General features: G+C 32.4%; 18 protein-coding genes. 3 read left to right on the top strand and 15 right to left on the bottom strand.

The window, feature by feature from the left end; genetic code table 11:
• Position 1: 1 nt before the first annotated feature.
• Genes Q0829_RS24115 through Q0829_RS24125 form a run of 3 tightly spaced genes read right to left on the bottom strand, consistent with a single transcriptional unit; the run spans position 2 to position 1,836 of the window.
• Positions 2-499 (bottom strand): hypothetical protein, encoded by a 498-nt coding sequence (locus tag Q0829_RS24115; RefSeq protein WP_298547799.1) that lies wholly within the window; start codon positions 497-499, stop codon positions 2-4.
• A gap of 2 nt (positions 500-501) precedes the next feature.
• Entirely contained in the window at positions 502-1,371 is an 870-nt protein-coding gene (locus tag Q0829_RS24120; RefSeq protein WP_298547801.1) for a DUF3365 domain-containing protein, read from the bottom strand.
• A gap of 36 nt (positions 1,372-1,407) precedes the next feature.
• A complete protein-coding gene (locus tag Q0829_RS24125) occupies positions 1,408-1,836 on the bottom strand; it encodes a globin family protein (protein WP_298547804.1) in 429 nt (142 codons plus the stop codon).
• 584 nt (positions 1,837-2,420) lie between these two features.
• Here Q0829_RS24125 and Q0829_RS24130 point away from each other — a divergent pair.
• Together Q0829_RS24130 and Q0829_RS24135 are read left to right on the top strand one after the other, a co-directional pair.
• Positions 2,421-5,939 carry a nitrate reductase gene (locus tag Q0829_RS24130; RefSeq protein ID WP_298547806.1) on the top strand — a complete coding sequence of 1,173 codons (3,519 nt, stop codon included), beginning with the start codon at positions 2,421-2,423 and terminating at the stop codon, positions 5,937-5,939.
• A 2-nt stretch (positions 5,940-5,941) separates the two neighbouring features.
• Complete coding sequence (locus tag Q0829_RS24135; RefSeq protein WP_298547808.1) at positions 5,942-7,378, top strand: rubredoxin; 1,437 nt, start codon at positions 5,942-5,944, stop codon at positions 7,376-7,378.
• A gap of 173 nt (positions 7,379-7,551) precedes the next feature.
• Here the strand turns inward: Q0829_RS24135 and Q0829_RS24140 are convergent, their stop codons facing one another.
• On the bottom strand, positions 7,552-8,067 hold the full coding sequence (locus Q0829_RS24140; RefSeq protein WP_298547811.1) for a lipocalin family protein: 516 nt from the start codon (positions 8,065-8,067) through the stop codon (positions 7,552-7,554).
• A 207-nt stretch (positions 8,068-8,274) separates the two neighbouring features.
• On the opposite strand from Q0829_RS24140, the gene Q0829_RS24145 reads away from it, so the two are divergent.
• Positions 8,275-8,748, top strand: a complete 474-nt coding sequence (locus Q0829_RS24145; RefSeq protein WP_298547813.1) for a hypothetical protein — start codon at positions 8,275-8,277, stop codon at positions 8,746-8,748.
• 3 nt (positions 8,749-8,751) lie between these two features.
• Here Q0829_RS24145 and Q0829_RS24150 read toward each other — a convergent pair whose 3' ends face one another.
• From Q0829_RS24150 to Q0829_RS24200, 11 genes are all read right to left on the bottom strand, one after another.
• Positions 8,752-10,203, bottom strand: coding sequence for a S41 family peptidase (locus Q0829_RS24150; protein WP_298547816.1), 1,452 nt, complete (start codon positions 10,201-10,203; stop codon positions 8,752-8,754).
• 174 nt (positions 10,204-10,377) lie between these two features.
• Positions 10,378-11,685, bottom strand: a complete 1,308-nt coding sequence (locus Q0829_RS24155; protein WP_298547818.1) for a carboxypeptidase-like regulatory domain-containing protein — start codon at positions 11,683-11,685, stop codon at positions 10,378-10,380.
• A gap of 229 nt (positions 11,686-11,914) precedes the next feature.
• The gene (locus Q0829_RS24160) at positions 11,915-13,318 is read right to left on the bottom strand and encodes an ATP-binding protein (RefSeq protein ID WP_298547821.1); all 1,404 of its coding nucleotides are present in this window, start codon (positions 13,316-13,318) and stop codon (positions 11,915-11,917) included.
• Positions 13,319-13,448: 130 nt separating this feature from the next.
• Positions 13,449-14,477 (bottom strand): GTP 3',8-cyclase MoaA, encoded by a 1,029-nt coding sequence (gene moaA, locus Q0829_RS24165; protein ID WP_298547823.1) that lies wholly within the window; start codon positions 14,475-14,477, stop codon positions 13,449-13,451.
• Entirely contained in the window at positions 14,467-15,381 is a 915-nt protein-coding gene (moaCB, locus tag Q0829_RS24170) for a bifunctional molybdenum cofactor biosynthesis protein MoaC/MoaB (protein ID WP_298547826.1), read from the bottom strand. Before moaCB ends, moaA begins: the two co-directional genes overlap by 11 nt.
• Positions 15,382-15,462: 81 nt before the next feature.
• Positions 15,463-15,903 carry a molybdenum cofactor biosynthesis protein MoaE gene (locus Q0829_RS24175; RefSeq protein WP_298547828.1) on the bottom strand — a complete coding sequence of 147 codons (441 nt, stop codon included), beginning with the start codon at positions 15,901-15,903 and terminating at the stop codon, positions 15,463-15,465.
• A 13-nt stretch (positions 15,904-15,916) separates the two neighbouring features.
• A complete protein-coding gene (locus Q0829_RS24180; protein WP_298547829.1) occupies positions 15,917-16,156 on the bottom strand; it encodes a MoaD/ThiS family protein in 240 nt (79 codons plus the stop codon).
• Positions 16,147-16,719, bottom strand: coding sequence for a molybdenum cofactor guanylyltransferase (locus Q0829_RS24185; protein WP_298547830.1), 573 nt, complete (start codon positions 16,717-16,719; stop codon positions 16,147-16,149). Before Q0829_RS24185 ends, Q0829_RS24180 begins: the two co-directional genes overlap by 10 nt.
• Entirely contained in the window at positions 16,716-17,048 is a 333-nt protein-coding gene (locus tag Q0829_RS24190; RefSeq protein ID WP_298547831.1) for a LysR family transcriptional regulator, read from the bottom strand. The genes Q0829_RS24185 and Q0829_RS24190 overlap by 4 nt, the downstream gene beginning before the upstream one ends.
• Before the next feature lie 142 nt (positions 17,049-17,190).
• Complete coding sequence (gene glp / locus Q0829_RS24195; protein WP_298547832.1) at positions 17,191-18,366, bottom strand: gephyrin-like molybdotransferase Glp; 1,176 nt, start codon at positions 18,364-18,366, stop codon at positions 17,191-17,193.
• Positions 18,367-18,511: 145 nt separating this feature from the next.
• Complete coding sequence (locus tag Q0829_RS24200) at positions 18,512-19,045, bottom strand: hypothetical protein (protein ID WP_298547833.1); 534 nt, start codon at positions 19,043-19,045, stop codon at positions 18,512-18,514.
• Between the last annotated feature and the right edge of the window lie 357 nt (positions 19,046-19,402).

Genomic DNA, 19,402 nt, shown 5'->3' on the forward strand with positions numbered 1-19,402 from the left:
TTTATTTGTAATAAAACACAACGCCAATATGAAAAACTACTAAAAATGTAATTACTACAGAGAGCAGTACATGGATGATCATCCATGATTTGAAGATCCATTCTTTTTGACTTTTGATAATGTCAAGATTGACTGTGCCTAAAATCATGTTAATGAAAAATATATAGGATAAGAGCGCTAAGTATCCATATCCAAACTCCAATGCATGTATGTAGAAAAATATTGGCGAAACAACTCCAATCCACTTGTGTAAGCTTGTAAAACGGATGGTGTGTTTTCTTAATTTTTTGGACACTCTGGTCAGGGTAAGTATCCATTGAAACAATATGAATGCTCCAACAAATACTCCGGACCATCGTTTATATTCTTCATTGAGTTGAAGATCGTATAGCCATCGCCACTTTAGATCTAAAAGATATTGTAGGATATAGAATACAAATAGACTAAATCCGATAAACAAAAAGCTATATGATTTTTTCACTCTATCCGAAATATTCATTTTTAATTAGAAGCTAAGTCTTTTATTTTATTGGTTTTCTTGTTGTTGTCAGCAAGCAATAATTTTTCAAGACTATGATATGAAGCTAATTTTCTTACACTATCAATAAATACTTCTGCTGTTGGCAGATAGAAACCTTTAGAAGGCCATTTATTGCCAATTTGCGGTTTTGTACTATCATTTTTAAAAGCTGCTATTTCTTCGAGATAGGCATTGTAGATTGCTTTTGTACCATTTCTGTACGCATTTATAACTCCTATAGCTTCTTTATACGACAAGGAATCAGAAGGATATTGCCAGGTAGTTGCTCCCATAACATCACCTAGTTTCCAATCAGTTTTTGTAGTGCTTTTATGATCGTTGTGGCAATTAACACAAGGAGCTGCTACAGCGAGATCTGCAAACATGGAGGTGTATAATTTCTGATCTTCTTCATAGAAATGCTGAGGTTTTTGATCAATCTTTATTTTGGTAAATAGCTCTGCTTGCTTTCCTTGAAATTTATTGGAAGCATTAATAGGGAAATCAGAGCCTAGGTATAGTCCTAGTGGCACATCGCTTTTTCTGATATCAGAAGAAATCCCTCTTAAGAATAACGCAGGAAGCGGGCCAGCTTCTACTTCGTCATCTTGCCAGTCTTCATCGAATTTTAATCCTTGTTTTTTTCCAGCTCCTACAATTCCTTTAGTATATAATGTTCTTGTGATATCGTTTTCTTCTGCAACCAAGGTAAGTACGTCTGCTACCGCTAGTACTTTGTCTGATGATTCATTTGATGCGGTTTCTTCTGGTATGCCGCCACAAGATTGAAGAATAACAGAATATCCTGTTACTAGTAAGAAAAATATCCCCTTTGCTTTTAAATGATTCATATTGTTATGTTTTAGGTTAATTACTTTACTAATATTTTATGCTACCTCTCCATACGCGGCAGTTTTCATAACTGATGCCATAATACTATAGGTGTCAGCCCAAGCGGTTTCTACTTCTGGTGTAAAATCTTCTCCAAGTCCAGTTTCCAAGGTGCTTAGTAATGCAGCGCCCACTGTGTCATAATGAGAAGATTCTACTTTGTAATCCACATGCCTTTTTCCTAAATCTTGTAATATAGGTATGAGTCTATCTATATTACTTAGTCCTGCTACTGCAGAAGAAAGCATAGTCATTAATTTGTTTCCTTGTCCTTTCATAGCTTCGGCATCGTCGGCTGGAAATATCTTTTTTAATTCAGGATCCAATTCGAAAAGCTTATTATAAAAAATTCCTGCAGCTGTCTCTGCAATAGGTGCTACTTTACTAAAGGACGTTTGTACCAATTCAATTGTGCGTTTTTCCATAATTACGTTTTTTAAAGTGAGATAATGAAAAATTAAGTATTTATACTTAATTATGTTTCAAATATATTTTAATATTTGACAAAACACAAATATTGAATATTCAATAAAAATGAATTTATACGTTATTTTTTTCTTTAAAAAACATGTATTGTTATTATAATTTAATTATTTAACTTTTTTATTAATAATAGTGTAATTTAGAATTTATGATATTGCATAACTTCTAAAAATACGTATTTGAACTTAATAAGTACGTTTTATGATAATCGTTTTATTCTGTTCTTTTTTTGCAAAAATGATAATTACTGCTATCTAAAATACTTTTTAGAATATATAATATTAAGCTTTGGTATATAATAAGGAGAACCTGTTTTTTATATATAGTACAGTGCTTTTAGTCGGTTTTAATTTTAAATATAAGGGAATCAATACGTCTCTTTTTTCCGAAAAATGTTTTTTTGATATGTTCTTTTATGGATTTCATAATTCACAATGCTATTTGAAGTCTTCTCTTATAATTTGATTTGTTTTTAAGTAATAATACTTAATTTTGTGATTGTGTTTAATTGTAACAAAACTCTTTTATGGCATTTAAATCTTATAAGACTACTTGTTCGTATTGTGGTGTTGGTTGTGGAATAATAGCTAAAAAAGATCCTAAGGGAGTAATTACCGTAGAGGGAGATCCTGATCATCCTGTAAACAAAGGGATGTTATGTTCTAAAGGAATGAATTTACATCACGTTGTTCAGGATAAAAGTGATAGGATTTTGTATCCAGAGATGCGATGGAGTAAAGGACATGAGCGTCAGCGAGTATCTTGGGATCAGGCTTTTGATCGTGCAACAGCGGTTTTTAATACTATTATTGATAAATATGGACCTGATAGCGTTGGGTTTTATGTTTCAGGACAATGTCTTACAGAAGAGTATTACTTGGTAAACAAACTGACCAAAGGATTTATTGGGACTAATAATATAGATACGAATTCTAGATTATGCATGAGTTCCGCCGTTGTCGGGTATAAACAGGCGTTAGGTGAAGATAGTGTTCCGATTGCGTATGATGATATAGAGTTAGCGGATTGTTTTATGATTGCTGGAGCCAATCCTGCTTGGTGTCACCCGATTTTATTCAGAAGAATTGAAGCACATAAAGAACAAAATCCAGATACCAAAATTATTGTAGTTGATCCAAGAAAAACGCAATCCTGTGATATTGCGGATTTACATTTACAAATTATACCAGGTACAGATGTAGTATTGTATAATGCTATTGCTAAACGATTAATTGATCGAAGAAAAATTGATAAAAATTTTATAGCAAACCATACAGATAATTACGAATCGTTAAAAGAGTCTTTGCAATCTACCTCATTAACAGAGGCAGCAAAAATATGTGGAATTACTCTTGCTGATATAAAAAAAGCTGCTTCTTATATAAGCAATGCTAAAGGTTTTATAACACTTTGGGCGATGGGACTAAATCAGAGTTCTATAGGAGTCAATAAAAATAATGCACTTTTAAATTTATCCTTACTTACTGGGCATATCGGAAAACCAGGATCTGGTCCTTTTTCATTAACAGGACAACCTAACGCAATGGGAGGTAGAGAGGTAGGAGGAATGGCGAACCTATTGGCTGCACATAAAGATTTAAGTAATAAAGAACATAGAACAGAAGTTGCGAATTTTTGGGGAGGAAAAGAGATTTCTGAGAAACCAGGATTAACAGCTACAGAGATGTTTGATGCTCTGGAAAGTGGAAAACTAAAAGCAGTATGGGTTATATGTACAAATCCTTTAGTAAGTCTTCCTAATGCTAATAAGGTCGAAAAAGCTTTACAAAATGCTAAGTTTGTTGTTGTCCAGGATATCTCACATCGTTCAGAAACATTAGAGTATGCGGATTTAGTTTTGCCAGCTGCTGGTTGGGCAGAAAAAGAAGGAACAATGACTAATAGTGAGCGACGGATTACTTATTTGAATAAGGTGGTTGATCCTCCTGGAGAAGCATTACCAGATTCAGAAATCCTTTGGAGGTTTGCACAACGAATGGGATACCGTGGGTTTGATTATACATCTGTAGAAGAGGTGTATAAAGAGCATTGTCGTTTGACTAAAAGCACAAATATTGATATTACTGGTTTAAATTACGATCGACTAAAAAATGAAGGTAGTTTTCAGTGGCCAGTGCCAGAAAGTAATCATTCAGGAACTGCACGTTTGTTTGAGGATAAGCGTTTTTATACAGATACAGGTAATGCAAAGTTTATAGTACCAAGATTTACCAAACCAACTTCAGAATTATTAACAGAGAAACATCCATTGATTTTAACAACTGGTAGAGTACGTGATCAATGGCATACCAGAACTAAAACAGGAAAAGTAAATAGATTATTAACACACATCCCACATCCTTTTCTGGAAATGAACCAAGTAGACGCTTTTCTCAGAAAGATGAAAGATGGTGATATTGCTGTTGTAGAGAGTAAACGAGGAAAAGTACAGGTTAAGGTAAAGGTTAGTGATACTATTGGCAAGGGAGTGGTGTTCTTACCTATGCATTGGGGTAAAGTACTGGGAAATGATTATGGAAGAGCTAATAATCTAACAACTAGTATTGTTGATCCTATTTCTAAAGAACCTGATTTTAAGTTCTCTGCGGTGCAAGTTTCAAAATTTATAAAAGAAAAGCAGAAGATTTGTATTATTGGTGCTGGTACTGCAGCATATCGCTTTATACAAACGTATAGAGAGCATAATATGGAAGATGAGATCACCGTATTTTCCAAAGAGCCATATCCTTTTTATAATCGTGTTTTACTACCAGAATATGTAAGCGAAGAACTTACCTGGGAGCAATTACAAAAAATGCGAGAAGGTAGTATGGAATCTCTTAATGTTACTTTATCTACAAGCAATCCAATTGCTGAGATCAACAGAGAGGAAAAGTATCTTGTAGATAGCAAAGGAGAAAAGCATCAGTATGATGTGGTCTTAATGGCTACAGGTAGTCGGGCTTTTGTCCCAAAAGAAGTACCTATCCATTTGCCAGGAAGATTTACTATGAGAGATCGCGGTGATGCAGATAAACTAAAGACATATCTTGATGATACCGGTTTGCCCGAAAACAAACAACATGTAACCATTGTAGGAGGTGGATTATTAGGTTTAGAACTGGCGGCAGCACTACGTAAAAAAGAAGTGAAAATTACTATCATACAACGAGGAAATCGATTGATGGAACGCCAGCTGGATATTGTAGCTAGTCGTTTGTTGGCAGAAGATGTGCGTGAAAAAGGGATACAAATTCATTTTGATAATGAGGTTGATACAGTATTTAATCAGGATTCTGGATCCTTATTAGTAAACCTGAAATCAGGAAAATCATTTACTTGCAATGCTGTAGTTTATTCTATTGGTACTATTCCTAATATTGATTTAGCGAAGGCTGTAGGTGTCACCTGTCGTCGCGGAATTGTAGTAAATCAATATTTACAATCTAGTGATCCAGATATTTTTGCAGTAGGAGAAATCGCCGAATTCGAAGGAAATTTATTCGGAATTACAGCTGCAGCAGAGCAACAGGCTGATGTAGTAGCAAAATACCTTTTAGGAGATTTTAGCGCAATTTATAAAGGGTCTGTATTTATGAATATTCTGAAATTTGAAGATTTGGATCTTTGTAGTATTGGTAATATTGATATGCCAAAAGATGATCCTACCTATGAAGAAGTTATTTTTATGGATGTAGGTAAGCGATTTTATAAGCGATGTATTATTAAAAACGATTGGCTGGTAGGAGCAATTTTGATGGGTGATAAGAGTGAGTTTGCAGACTTTAAAAGACTGATCGAAGAGAAAATAGAATTATCAGAAAAAAGAGAAGAATTGCTTAGATCATCACAACCTGATGAACCTGTACTTGGTAAATTGATTTGTTCTTGTAGTCAGGTAGGCGAAGGTAATCTAGAAGAAGCTATAAAATCTGGTTGTGAAGATTTCTCAGAACTTTGCATTAAAACAGGAGCAGGATTGGGTTGTGGAAGTTGTAAACCAGAAGTAAAAGAAGTGTTGAATAATGTAATGCAATTAGCTTAGGTATGGAAGAATTTATGCATAGAGTAAATATCAAAGGTGGAATTTTATCTCCTAGTGAATTGCAGCGAATCATTATGTATGCAGAGGATCTGGGATTAGATACTTTTCATTTTGGATCCAGACAGGATATCATATTCCCATCAAAAGATACTAAAGGAAATATAGTCTCTGAACATGAATCATTTAATACTGATTTTTTTGCTCCAGAAACTGAGCAGAATATAAGTTGTTCCTACGTTTCTATAGATATTTTTAATTCTACAGTTTGGTTACGTGGTACGACCTATTTATATATTTTGGAGCAGTTTCGATATAAGCCAACACTAAAAATTAACATCTCAGATCCCCAACAACAAATGGTTTCTTTATTCTCAGGAGATCTTAATTTTATTGCATCTGCAAATGAAGATTATTGGTATCTATTCTTGAAATTACCAGGATGGGAAGAAGTGTTTTATCCAGTTTTAATATTTACCTGGGATATTGCAAAAGTGGCTCAGGAAATCGAAAAGATATATCAAAAAGTGAATAATGTTGAGGAGCTTTTTCAATTCCTCAACGAAAGTATTGATACGAATAATCGAGTTATAGAGAAATCATTAAGTGTTAGTTTTAAACCATTTCCGTATTATGAAGGAATGAATAAAATGGGAATCAATCAATATTGGTTAGGATTGTATTGGAGAAATAATCAATATGATCTAAAATTCCTTAAGGCAATTTGTGAGTTTTGTATTGAATATAGAATAGGTAAAATATGTTTAACTCCTTGGAAATCTTTTATCATAAAAGGAATTCCAAAGGAATGTAAATTACCATTAGAAAAGCTGTTAGGTCAGTTTGGAATTAATGTTCGTCATTCTGCATTAGAGTTAAATTGGCATTTGCCGGTAGCTAGTCAAAAAGCTCTGGATCTAAAAAAGTTCTTGGTCATGAATTTTGATCAAAATGATATTAGTACGTATGGTATGACTTTTACCATAAGCATTAGGCGTAATCAAAAAAGATATTTTACGTCTGTTGTTATAGAAGAAAATAAAACACCTGAAGCGATAAAAGATTTTGTTATCAGACCAACTTATAATGTCTTGTATGCTAAAAATTTTGATCCTAATACGCGAAAATATATTGTATATGCGCAGGATATAGATCAAATGGATTTACCGGCTATATTGTTAGAATTAACAAAAGCTTATTTCCAGAATTTGGGAGAAGGTGACGAAGAAAGTTTTGGAGGAATTCGTGTTAAAAATGAGAAAACAGAGATCGAAGTATATCAATGTAAAGATTGTCAAACAATATATGATCCATCTATAGGAGATCTTGTGTCGGATATTCCAGCAGGAACAGAGTTTAAAGACTTGCCAGAAACTTATCAATGTGCATTGTGTGAGTCTTCCAAAGATAGCTTTGAGAAAATGATATTAGAAGTGGTTTAGGAGACTAAATAAGTATAGAGATTAGATTTTTTTATACTTTCTGTAGACCGATAGTACATCGTTCCATCATACAGGATTGTCATAATGCATTGTCACATTGAGCTTGTCGAAGTGTTGTTATATGCACTCTAACATAGTTTTGAGATCATTTCTGCTAAGTATTTTAATTGATATTATTTATTATGAAAATCCCTGTTCTTCACTGGTACATCTTCTTGTACATATAGGTCAACAATCGTGCGAACCTGACCAGAGAATTGAGCATGTCTGTAACGTAATTGTAGACTGTCTTTACTAAGATATGTAATCTGAAAATTTTTATAATCTTTTTCTATGTTCATCATTTCAGGAAGTTGATCACTTTTTAATTTGATAAAGTAGTGCCCTTTTTTACTTTGTGTGATCTCCCAATCAGCGATAAGCGATGGGCCACAATCGTGCTGTTCACTATTATTATCCTTCATAGTCATGTCGGGTTTATAAATGGTTCTATATGATAAGAAACAACCTGCCATATTCATTCGTGTACCATCATTATGTCGTTTTGCTATTTTCCAGGTTTTACCTGATATACCTGCAATAAGCTCAATAGAATTTTCAGGAATTTGATAAGGTTCTTTATTGCTTTTAGAACAAGAGAATGTTATAATCACGAAAGCTAATAACAATGTAGGATAGTATTTTTTCATAATGTAAAGTTAGTGGCTTTATTTTGATCAAAAACTATTCCCATTTGAGATAATAACTATTACTCTTTTCCTCAGATAATAATCTCAAAGCAACAATAATTTTAGTTTTCGGTTTAAAGAGTGATGCTTAATGCTTATAATAAATAAAAAACGTCATCTTAATTTTTATTCCTAAGTTCGCAATACACATAAACTTGTTACATTGCAATGAAAGCAGCTACAGTAAGAGAATTAAAATTAGAACTAAACAATTGTTCACAACAGGAATTAGTAGCATTGTGTCTGCGATTATCTAAATTCAAAAAAGAAAATAAAGAATTACTTACATACTTGCTTTACGAAGCATCTGATGAAGACCATTATATAGCAGAAGTACGACAAGAAATCACCAAAGAGTTCGATCTTATTAATACCAGTAGTTATTACTACATAAAAAAAAGTGTTCGTAAAATTCTACGTATCAGTAAAAAGTATATCCGGTATTCTGGCAAAAAAGAAACAGAGGTAGAAATATTACTTCATTTCTGTTCAGAATTAAAAAATATGCGTCCTTCTATTAGAAATAACAACGTATTGCTAGGGATTTATGAACGTCAAATAGCTAGTACTAAAAAAATCATAACTACTCTGCACGAAGATCTACAATATGATTATGAGCAAATGTTAGATGCTCTGGGATAGTTTCTATCCTTTGATCAATTTTAGAATATAATCCAGCTGACTATCTTTTCCTTGCATCAGATCTTCTACAGAAAGCAGTACTGTGCGATCCGGAATAACACCAGAGCCTTTGGGAACGGTCTTGTCTTTTACGTAATGTGTTATTTTTTCCATAGACATTACCATAATAATCTTACTACCAGGTAACTCATAATAGACTGGAAATTGACCTGTATGAAAATAATAACCACCACCAGTTTCTTCTCCTACCAAAAGAATATCTGGATCGTTTTTAGCTAATAATACTAAGGCAGAACCTGCAGAAAAAGTTGTTCCATCAGCTAATACATAAACTTTACCATGAAATCTATCTCTATTAGGAATCATCATGGTTTCCAGATCATCAAAATCCAGTTTCCATCCATCATATTTTGGATGATTATAGAATTTATCTTTTAAAAACTCTTTCTCGCCATATGTTCGGGTAACATATTTCCGTTCTGGAACTTCTAGTGAAGAAACAAAAGCACCGGTTCTTTGCTTATATAATTTGTTGGTGACAAAAGAAAAAAGATTAACAGAATTTGGTCTGAAACCACCATCATTGTTTCGTAGATCAATAATGAGATGCTTCATTTTCTTTTTATTAATTTGCTTAAAGAGTTTAATCAAACGAGATTTAAATGCGCTAATGTCTACTCCAAAAGAGTTAACAACCAAAACCGCTGTTTTCAGATCTTTTTTATAGTATACAAAAGGTTCTTTAGTATTAATATGTTTTGAGAAAAAAGCAACTTTATCTTCTTCCTGATGATATTTTGAAAAATAAGAGTTTCGGTTAATATTTCGGTGTTTTACATTCACAAAAGATTCTGCCTCCAGCGTGATTGTTTTCTCAGTACCATTTGGTTCTATATAATCAATTGTGTACTCTTTTTGTAGACCATATTCGTATGTGTAAAATAGGCCAAACTTTAGTTCGATATCTCGATATTTTCTGGTTAGATTATAACCATCGGTAGGAGTATATTTTTTTAGGGCTTCCAGAATTTGTGTTGTAGGTTTATCTTGTATTTTGATAATTTTCGAACCTATAGGTATCCCAAAATCATCCGTATCTATATAAAATTCTGCTTGTATGATCTTCAGAATTAGCGGAAAATAATACTGTGTAGTATTAAGTGTATTAGGTGCAAAAAGTAACAAATGCCCATCCCTTATCTGGTCAGTAACCTCTTGCATCTTCTTGAATACTTCGATATCAGAAATCTCTTCTGTTATTGATTCTTTGGTAACACCTAAAACAGAATCCAGATCACTTTCACTAATATATTCATAAAGTGACGGATGTCCTTTTTTTAGTATGTTTTCGAAGATTTTAAAATCTTGTAGAGCCTTTTCTAGCGTTAGGTTTTTCTGAGCAAATAGCGTAGTAGATGTGATGACTAAAATTACAATACACAAAATGCGATTCATGTGATAATTATTAATATATAATCTATAAAGACTTTTTATAAGAAAAGATGTGACAACCCCTTGTTTTCTGAAATGTAAAAGTAATAAATTAGAGGTAGGTAGTTATTACGAACAATAAAAAAAACAGGTGCTTTTTATAGCACCTGTTTTTTCGAAAAACGTATTGAAATATGATCAATTCAATTTTCGCAATTGTTTCTTTATTTTGCGAATCGCAGATTCTATTGGTTTGTCAGGTTCAATTACGTTATATTCTCCCCAAAATTCTGGATCAGAAAACCCTGAAGCCTCATCACTGATAACCACAGAAGATTTTAAACGATCTTTTGGTCTTACATTTTCGTTATTCGGGTTCTTTTTCCAATCGGTAATGGCCATTTCGATATTTAGCTTGTATGTAGAATTAAATAATTTCTTTTTCCAATTAACTTTAAAAACAAGATCAATTTTTCCATACCCATAGAACCATTTACCATTAGCTTCTCTATAATTCATATTATAAGTAGCTACAGTAGGATACACTTTGGCTCTCGTTGGTTTTTTTCTAACAAATAATCTACTGGCCTTATCTCTGTCTTCTAGATTTAAGCTAAAAACGGCTTTTGTTAATGCCAATGTTTCAGAATCTATATATAATTTTCCATAATAATACAGATCATCTATATTAGGACGTTGCTTAAAATTAAGAACGTAAATATATCGATCATTAATTTTAGTGGATTTATCAAAGCTAAACTCATAGATTTTTAAGATATCTTCTGTAAAAAGAAGATCTGGGTTTTTCATAACATCGATAAACAATGTGCTTGATGGTCCTCCTTGAAGTTTTAGAGTAAGTGTGTCTAGCTTTTTGTAATCCGCACTTTTTCTGGCTTTGTATAGTTTAATAATATCGGTTTTACCAGATACATAAGGCTTTTTATATACATCAACTACGGCTTCAGAAAGTGATACATAGGTTCTTCTTCTTTTGATAGTTTCACGATAAAAAGCGGTCATGATAGTGTTGTCATTTTGGTAGTTTGCACCACGTCTTTTCATAACAGCTTTAATAAGTGCTTCTGGATCCGTAGGATCGATATTTACTTCAGATAGTTCTGTTATCGTTGCACTTAATTTAATTTTTGTTTTATCTCCTTTCAATGAAGAAAGTGAAACTACTTGATCTCTATACCCAAGAAAAGATACTGTGATTTTATCATCAGTAGCAGTTTTTGGCACTTTTAACAAAAATTCACCTTCTCGATTGGTAATCGTCGAGATGTTAGTTCCATTCAATAAAATTGTTGCAGATACTAATGGTTCATTAGAGTCTTTATCCACTACAATCCCTTTATACTCATCATAATTTACACCATTCTGGATATCGGTGTCTTGAAAAAAGCTAAATGCTTGTAGACTATTGGAGTATCCAATAATTAGAAATATACAGAATAAAAATGTGATACCATTTTTACGTAAAAAAATACTTTTTTTGTCCATATCAGATTCATTCAGTTAATAATTGCATTCTTTAATTTTTGAGGTAGAATGTCGATTATACAAGATACTAAAATTACAGATGATTTTCAGAATACAATAGTTAAAAATGAGCTAATATGGCGGTCTTTTCGTTGTTTATAAATAAACATGATCGTTCCTTAATAATAGGTTTTAGGACATTTTTTATAAAATATGTTATCTTTTATGCTAAAGAAAGGTTTTCTTAATGTTAATGATAACCACTGTGATCGCCAAACCAATTTCTAAGTTTTATATTAAGTATTTCTGTAGTAAAAGGTTTGGTAATATAATCATCTAATCCTTTTGCAATAAATCGTTCTGCGTCACCAGGTAGGGCGTTAGAGGTAATTGCAATAACAGGAGGTACTTTTTTATAACCTTTACGGATCAATTTACAGGTTTCTACACCGTCTAATTCCGGAAGATTGATATCCATTAAAATAAGATCATAAACATCTTCTTCAAACATTTCTAGAGCTTTTCTTCCATTTTTAGCGACATCGGCCGTACAACCCAGGTACTTAAGAATTTGTTTGGAAACAAGTATATTGGTGTCAGAATCTTCTACTAACAAAACATGAAGATCGAATTTTTGATCTTTGCTCTTATCAAAAACTTTGTCAATTGTTGGTGCTATTGTATCAGATATTTTAGTTTTGAAAGTAAACCAAAAATTGCTCCCTTTTCCTACTTCGCTATGTACACCTAATTTTCCATTCATTAGATCCACTAATTTTTTACTGATAGTAAGTCCTAATCCACTTCCTTCTCCAATTAAAATAGCATCGTTATGTACTTGGCTAAAACGATTAAAAAGAGACTCCTGATCTTGTTTACTAATACCAATTCCAGAATCAATCACTTCTATTTTAATGGTCAGTTCTTCATTTTTTTTGGAAACTAAAGATGATTTTATGGTAATCGTACCTTTATTGGTAAATTTGATGGCGTTACCGATAAGGTTGGATAATATTTGTATCAACCTGTTATCATCTGCATAAATATGTTCTGGCAAGGTATCGGGATATTCAGAAACCAGGTCAATTCCTTTTGCTTTGCTATTGGCAAGAAATAGATCTACATTTTGATTTATTAACTTTTTAAGATTAATTCCTTTGGGAGATAGTGTAAACTTTCCCGCTTCCATTTTTGATAAATCTAGAATCTGGTTTAAAATATCTAATAAATTCTGTGAAGATTGATGAATCGTGGTAACATATTCTTTTTGTAAATCATTTAATTCGGTATTTTTAAATAGTAAATCAATCATACCTATAACACCCACCATAGGCGTCCTAATTTCGTGACTCATATTAGCTAAGAAATCCTGTTTAAATTTAGAAGCTTGAAGGATTTGCGTGTTCTTCTCTTTCAGTTTATCCAAGTTACGTCCTCCAAACATGGCGAACAAACCAAGAAATAGGGGAGCAGTATCAATAATATAATGAATTGGATATTGTTTTTGTACATATACGATAGAATTCCATGAAAAATCCAATCCCATTTTTGTAATATCTATACTCGTAGCCAAAATAGGAAACATACAGCCAAATAATATTCCGTATATGGTGTATATGGCTGCTTCAGATTTTAACCATGATTTTTTATTCATAGAATATGTTTTGTGCTTAGATCTTACGTTAGTTAATCTTCAGATAAGGTTGTTTTAGGGGCCTTATTAGGATATAAGCCTAAATATAATGGTTTTTTTGGAAATGTATGACAAAAAGAATATTCAGAAACTAACCACCTATACTTGTCATACTTCTATTTTTAGAATGTAACTCTGGGTCTTTTAATTTTTCTGGAGTATCCATTCCTCCTCTGGTGGCAAATTTATGTTCTAATGCAGATTGTATAACAGGAAGTATAGGTTGTTCTGCTCTTAGTGGTTGTAATAATGAAAATTCTTTACCAGAGAATAAACAATTTTTTAGTTTACCGTCTGCAGTGATGCGGATGCGATTACAGCTGTCACAAAAAGGATTAGTAACAGAGCTGATAATTGCAAAACTGCCTATATATCCAGTGATTTTATAGTTTCTGGAAGTATCATTAGGTGCATCGTCTAATCGCGTTAGTTGCAAAGGAAAAGTGTAATTTACCTTATCCAAGATTTCCTGTTGTGTTACCAGTTTGTCCATATTCCATTGATTTCCATCAAATGGCATAAATTCTATAAAACGAACAACGATATTTTGATCTTTAGTTAGATTAATGAAATCAATAATTTCATTCTCATTAAAGTTTTTTATTAAAACAATATTCAATTTGACTTTGAAACCTTCTTTTTGAAAAAGCTGTATCGTACTCCAAACTTTTTGGAATTCATTACGGCGTGTAATTTTCTCAAACTTATCTTTATGAAGTGAATCTATACTGATGGTAATAGTCCTCACTCCGCTATCTTTTAATATTGGGATAAAACGATCTGCCAATACTCCATTGGTTGTAATCCCTAATTCTACAGGTAAACTGGCTAGTTTTTCCAGTATCAAAGGAAAATCTTTTCGTACCATAGGTTCTCCGCCGGTTAGTCTAATTTTGGTAACCCCAAATTCTACAAATTCTTTGGCAATCATATAGATTTCGTCTGCAGACATCAGATGTTCTTTTGGACTTAGCGGAATCCCGTTAGCAGGCATGCAATAGGTGCATCTAAGATTACATTTTTCTGTCAATGAAATCCTAAGATATGTATGTTTACGACCGAAACTATCTGTTAATATGTTTTGATTTTCTTTAATCACATTACTATCTTTAATTTCCATCGTGTTTAGCACCTTTCAGAATCCTAAAGGTATGTAATATCGCAGGAAAAACTGCTTCCATGGATTCTCTGGCACCATTTGTAGAACCTGGCAAAGCGAGGACTACAGATTCTCCAATTACTCCAGCGACACTTCTGGAGAGCATAGCATATGGCATACGATCCTGTCCATAAGTACGTATTGCTTCTTCGATTCCTGGAATACGACGCTCGATTAAAGGTAAAATTGCTTCTGGTGTTACATCGCGTGGCGACAATCCTGTACCACCGGTAAAAATTATAAGATCATTACCAGCTTTTTCTAATTGTTTTACTTGCTGCTGGATCTGATCTATTTCATCAGGAATAATCGTGTAGGTATTAATAGTAACTCCGCATTCTTCTAGCTTGGTTATGATAGCTTTACCAGCTCTATCTTCTTTCTGTCCAGCTGATATAGAATCGGAACATACTATTACTCCAGCGGTAAAAGGTTCTCCACTATCACGGTAACTAGATTTGCCACCTTTCTTACGTAGTAGTTTGATATGTTGTATTTCTACATTTTTATCTACAGGTTTTAGCATGTCATACATCGTTAGGGCAACCACAGATGCACCATGCATGGCTTCAACCTCCACACCTGTTTTATAGATTGTTTTTACGGTCATCTCAATCGTAATTTCGAGATTGTTGATTTTGTAATCTATAGCTGTATATTCAATAGGCAATGGGTGACAGTCCGGAATCATATCACTGGTTCTTTTTACTGCAAACAAACCTGCAGTTTTTGCCATTTCAAAAACATCGCCTTTCGGAATATTCCTGGATACAATAGCTTCTATAGTTTCTGTACTTCCGACTTTAACGATTGCTTGCGCTACTGCGGTACGAAGGGTATTATTTTTATGTGTAATATCTACCATTTAGATTGTTTGATTGTATTTTTTTGTTTAATTGTTTATTAGGATTTCAATTGCGATTTTTTCAATGCCTAACTACATACATTAAACTTTGTTTACTTTCCAAACGTGAGTTTCATCTTCAAAAACTTCTTTTCCGAATACAGGCACTTCTTTTTTTATTTCTTCTACTAAAAATTCTAATGCTTCAAAAGCAACTTTTCTATGTGGAGCAGAAACGAATACGAAAAGACAGATTTCACCGGCTTTTACCTTTCCCAAACTATGATAAATATGCATACAAGTAAGATCGTACTTACTAAAAGTTGCTTCACGAATTTCATGAAATTTACCTTCTGCCATCTCAGTATAAGCAGAATAATCGATCGCTTGAACAATTTTTCCTTCAATTTTATCTGCTCGTACTTGGCCTAAAAATATATCGTGTGCCCCGATCGTAGTTTTAGTTTGATGCTTTTCTATAGAATTTGCGATAAAAGAAGGGGTGATAGGTCCTTCTATAAAAACTGTTTTTCTTTTATTCATTGTTTTATTTTTTTTAACCGCCAGAAAAAGGAGGTAATAATGCTATTTCGTTATTAGGATTAAGCAAGGTGTCGTTTGCCGAAATTTCTTTATCGATTGCTACTTTAAATGATAAATGTTGCAAATTTTGATATTTATCTTTTAATAGATTTTCTAGTTGATCTACATTACTGTTAGATTCCAATAAAATAATTTCTTCATTACAACCTGTAACTTCTGCAATCATTCCGAAATATAAAACCTTTAATTCCATTGACTTGCTTCTTTATATTGTTGAGGTGTATTGATGTTTTTTACATAAGGTTCTATACTTTCTGAAATAGGAATGCTTTTTACTTTTAATTTAGAAAGTGTTTTTCTGAGACTAAGATGTTGTTTTTGAATACTTTCAAAAAATGTTGTTTCTACCGACTTATTATATAAAGTAATCAGAGGAATATCCTCATATGTTACAACATCATAATTGGATTCATATTCAGAAATAAGATTATTAAGAACAAGAGGTTTTACAAAAGGGACATCACAACTTAAAACTAAATTCTGTGTTGTTTTGGTATGTTTTAAACCAGTATAAATACCACCAATAGGACCTTGATCAGGAATAATATCCGGAACACAAGGATAACCAAATGTTTGGTAGTGGGTATTAGCTGTAATGATTAGAATTTTATCAGTAATCGTTTCTATTGCTTGTATGATATGTTGTATAAATGGCGTTCCTCTATGAAGTTTTAAACCTTTATCCTGACCCATTCTACTGCTTTTTCCACCAGCGAGTATAATTCCTGTTATATCCTGATCTTTTCCTAAAATCATAGCTGTAACTCTTTTAGTTGTTGATCTAGAAAATCCCAACAGTTTTTATTAATATTTTCGAAAGCAGTTATCATTTTTACTCCGTATGCTGTAATTTCTGTTCCGCCACCACCGCTACCACCAGTATTAGTAATAATGACAGGATTTGAGGCGTTTTTGTTAATAGAATCAACTAAATTCCAAGCTTTCTTATATGACATTCCCAAAGATTTAGCAGCTTTAGAAAGAGAACCTTCTACCATAATTGCTTTTAAGACTTTAATTCGTCCTTCTCCAAGAAAAACCCCTTCTTCTCCTTCTATCCAAATTCTACTTTTTATATGATACATGAAAGCGTTGTTTCCTGCAAGATATAACGAAAAATACAAAGAATAAACTCTTTCAGAAATTTTTATGATTTATTCAATAAAAAAGGAGTGTACTAATTTATACTAAAATAAATGCTGTATTCTTTTTGAAAAAGAGAAAAAACTATATAGGTAATAAAATAGTTTCAGCTGATTTTCCCTTTTCAATATTATCTATGTGTTCTGGGACATAAACTAATGCATTGGCAATAGCATAGGTATATAACATAGCAGAACTTTGACCTTCCAGAATTTCTACAGTTTCACCGGATACTTTTGCTTTAAGAAACTGTGCTCTATCTCCTTTCTTAACGAAGTCTTTGGTTATAATTTTTGTGGTTCTGTTAAGACCTATTGCGTTAATCCCCATCATTTTTTGGATGATTGGTAGTACATAGATATAAAAACAAGTGAGTGAAGAAGCAGGATTACCAGGTAGCGCAAAAATCATAGTCTTGTTGTTGATACCAAAAAATAAAGGTTTTCCAGGTTTTTGCTTAATCTTATAAAACAACTCTTCGGTATGTAGTTCTGATAAAGCTTCTTTTACAAAATCATAATCTCCAACAGAAATACCACCACTAATTAATACTAGATCATTATCGTTTATAGCTTGTCGTATTGTTTCTTTAGTACTTTCATATTCATCCTGTACTACATATTTGTTAATTTCTTTGATATGTAATTGTTCCAATACAGTCTCTAATTGTATAGAGTTACTTTCGTAAATTTTTCCTTCTTTAAGTTTTTCTCCAGGGGTTATAAGCTCATTACCAGTAGTAATAATTGCGACATTTGGAGGAGCGTAAACGGCAACTTTAGTTACTCCTAAACCGGCTAGAAATCCAATGCCTGCAGGAGTTAATTTTGTTCCTTTAATTAATGCTGTATCTCCTTCTTTTATTTGTTCTCCTATTGCTCTAATATTTTGATTGGGGTGTATTTCGCTATCAATAGTTATAGTGTTTTCTGATCTATTGACTTTTTCCTGAATTACTACAGTATTAGCATCATCGGGAACTCTCGCTCCAGTAAAAATACGAACACCTTGTCCTGGTTTTAATAAATAATTTTGTGAATCTCCTGCTTTTACTTCGCCAATAATCTGATACGAATTTTTATCATGAAGTAACAATGCATAGCCATCCATTGCAGATTGTCTGAAGGGAGGCATATGTATTCGAGAGATGATATCCTCACCAAGGTTTAATCCATTTGCATCCTTTAATAGAACGGTTTTTGGATTTGGAGTATAGGGTATTTTTGAAATTATAGATAACGCTGTCGATACGGAAATCATACACAATTATTTTGTTTCAAAAATATCGTTTTGTTCGGAAGAAACCTAAATTTTAGATTGTACAAAAAAAAAGTTTAAAAGTGTAATAAAAAAAGCACGGCAATTACTGCCGTGCTATCATAAAACCTTACTTTTTATGATTGATTTAATTTTTAAAAACTATTTTTCTTAGTTTATACCCTTCTACTTTAATAAGATATGTTTTGGGATCCACATAATTATGGATGTATTCATCAATTATACCGCTATCTAATAATCTTCCAGAAAGTGTATAAAGACTATATTTAACTCCAGTGGGTATTTCTCTTACGTGCTTAAAAGTTTTATTTCCAGTGTTTTGCTGACAAGTGGAGTCTGCTAGAAATCTATCTATAAAGGTAACTCTTCCTTTTTTCTCTCCTTCTAAAGTAACCGTTGCTGTTTCATCCACATCAAGAATTCCATTTCCAGAAATATCTCCTAAAATGACTAAACAAGCATTTCTAATCTTAATGCGAACTCCATTTTCTATATGTAAACTTTCTGTTATAAAAATTACTCCTTCTTCAGTATTTTCATCTAATCCGTTAATTACGGTATTCTCGGTCACAGACATTAATTTATAAGAAATGTCGATTTTTACATTCGCAAATGTTACACTTGCAAAAAGTAATGTTAATAGGGGTAATAGTTTTTTCATAAGGTTCAGTTTTTGGGTTAAACTGTAATTAAAAAAGTAAGTTTTTTCTTACGTTAAGAGTGTTTTTATCGTTGTAAAACACATAATCAACGACAAGATACATTTTTTTTATGTTAAAACCGTACTTTTTCAGTTTAAATATTGATTTTTATAACATTAATTTTCCAAAATATCTCGTTAGACCTATAAATACGGGTGTTTAGACAAATGTTAAATTTTATATTTTTATTAACATGTTGATTGTTAGTTTGTTGCTTTTTTACTCTAAATCATAGAAAATAGCAATGATCTACTTTTTTAGTTGTTATTTTTAAATTAGGTAATGATTTAAGGATATTTAATTCTAAATTTGGTTAT

The sequence above is a fragment of the uncultured Aquimarina sp. genome (genome assembly GCF_947492405.1).
Taxonomy (GTDB): domain Bacteria; phylum Bacteroidota; class Bacteroidia; order Flavobacteriales; family Flavobacteriaceae; genus Aquimarina.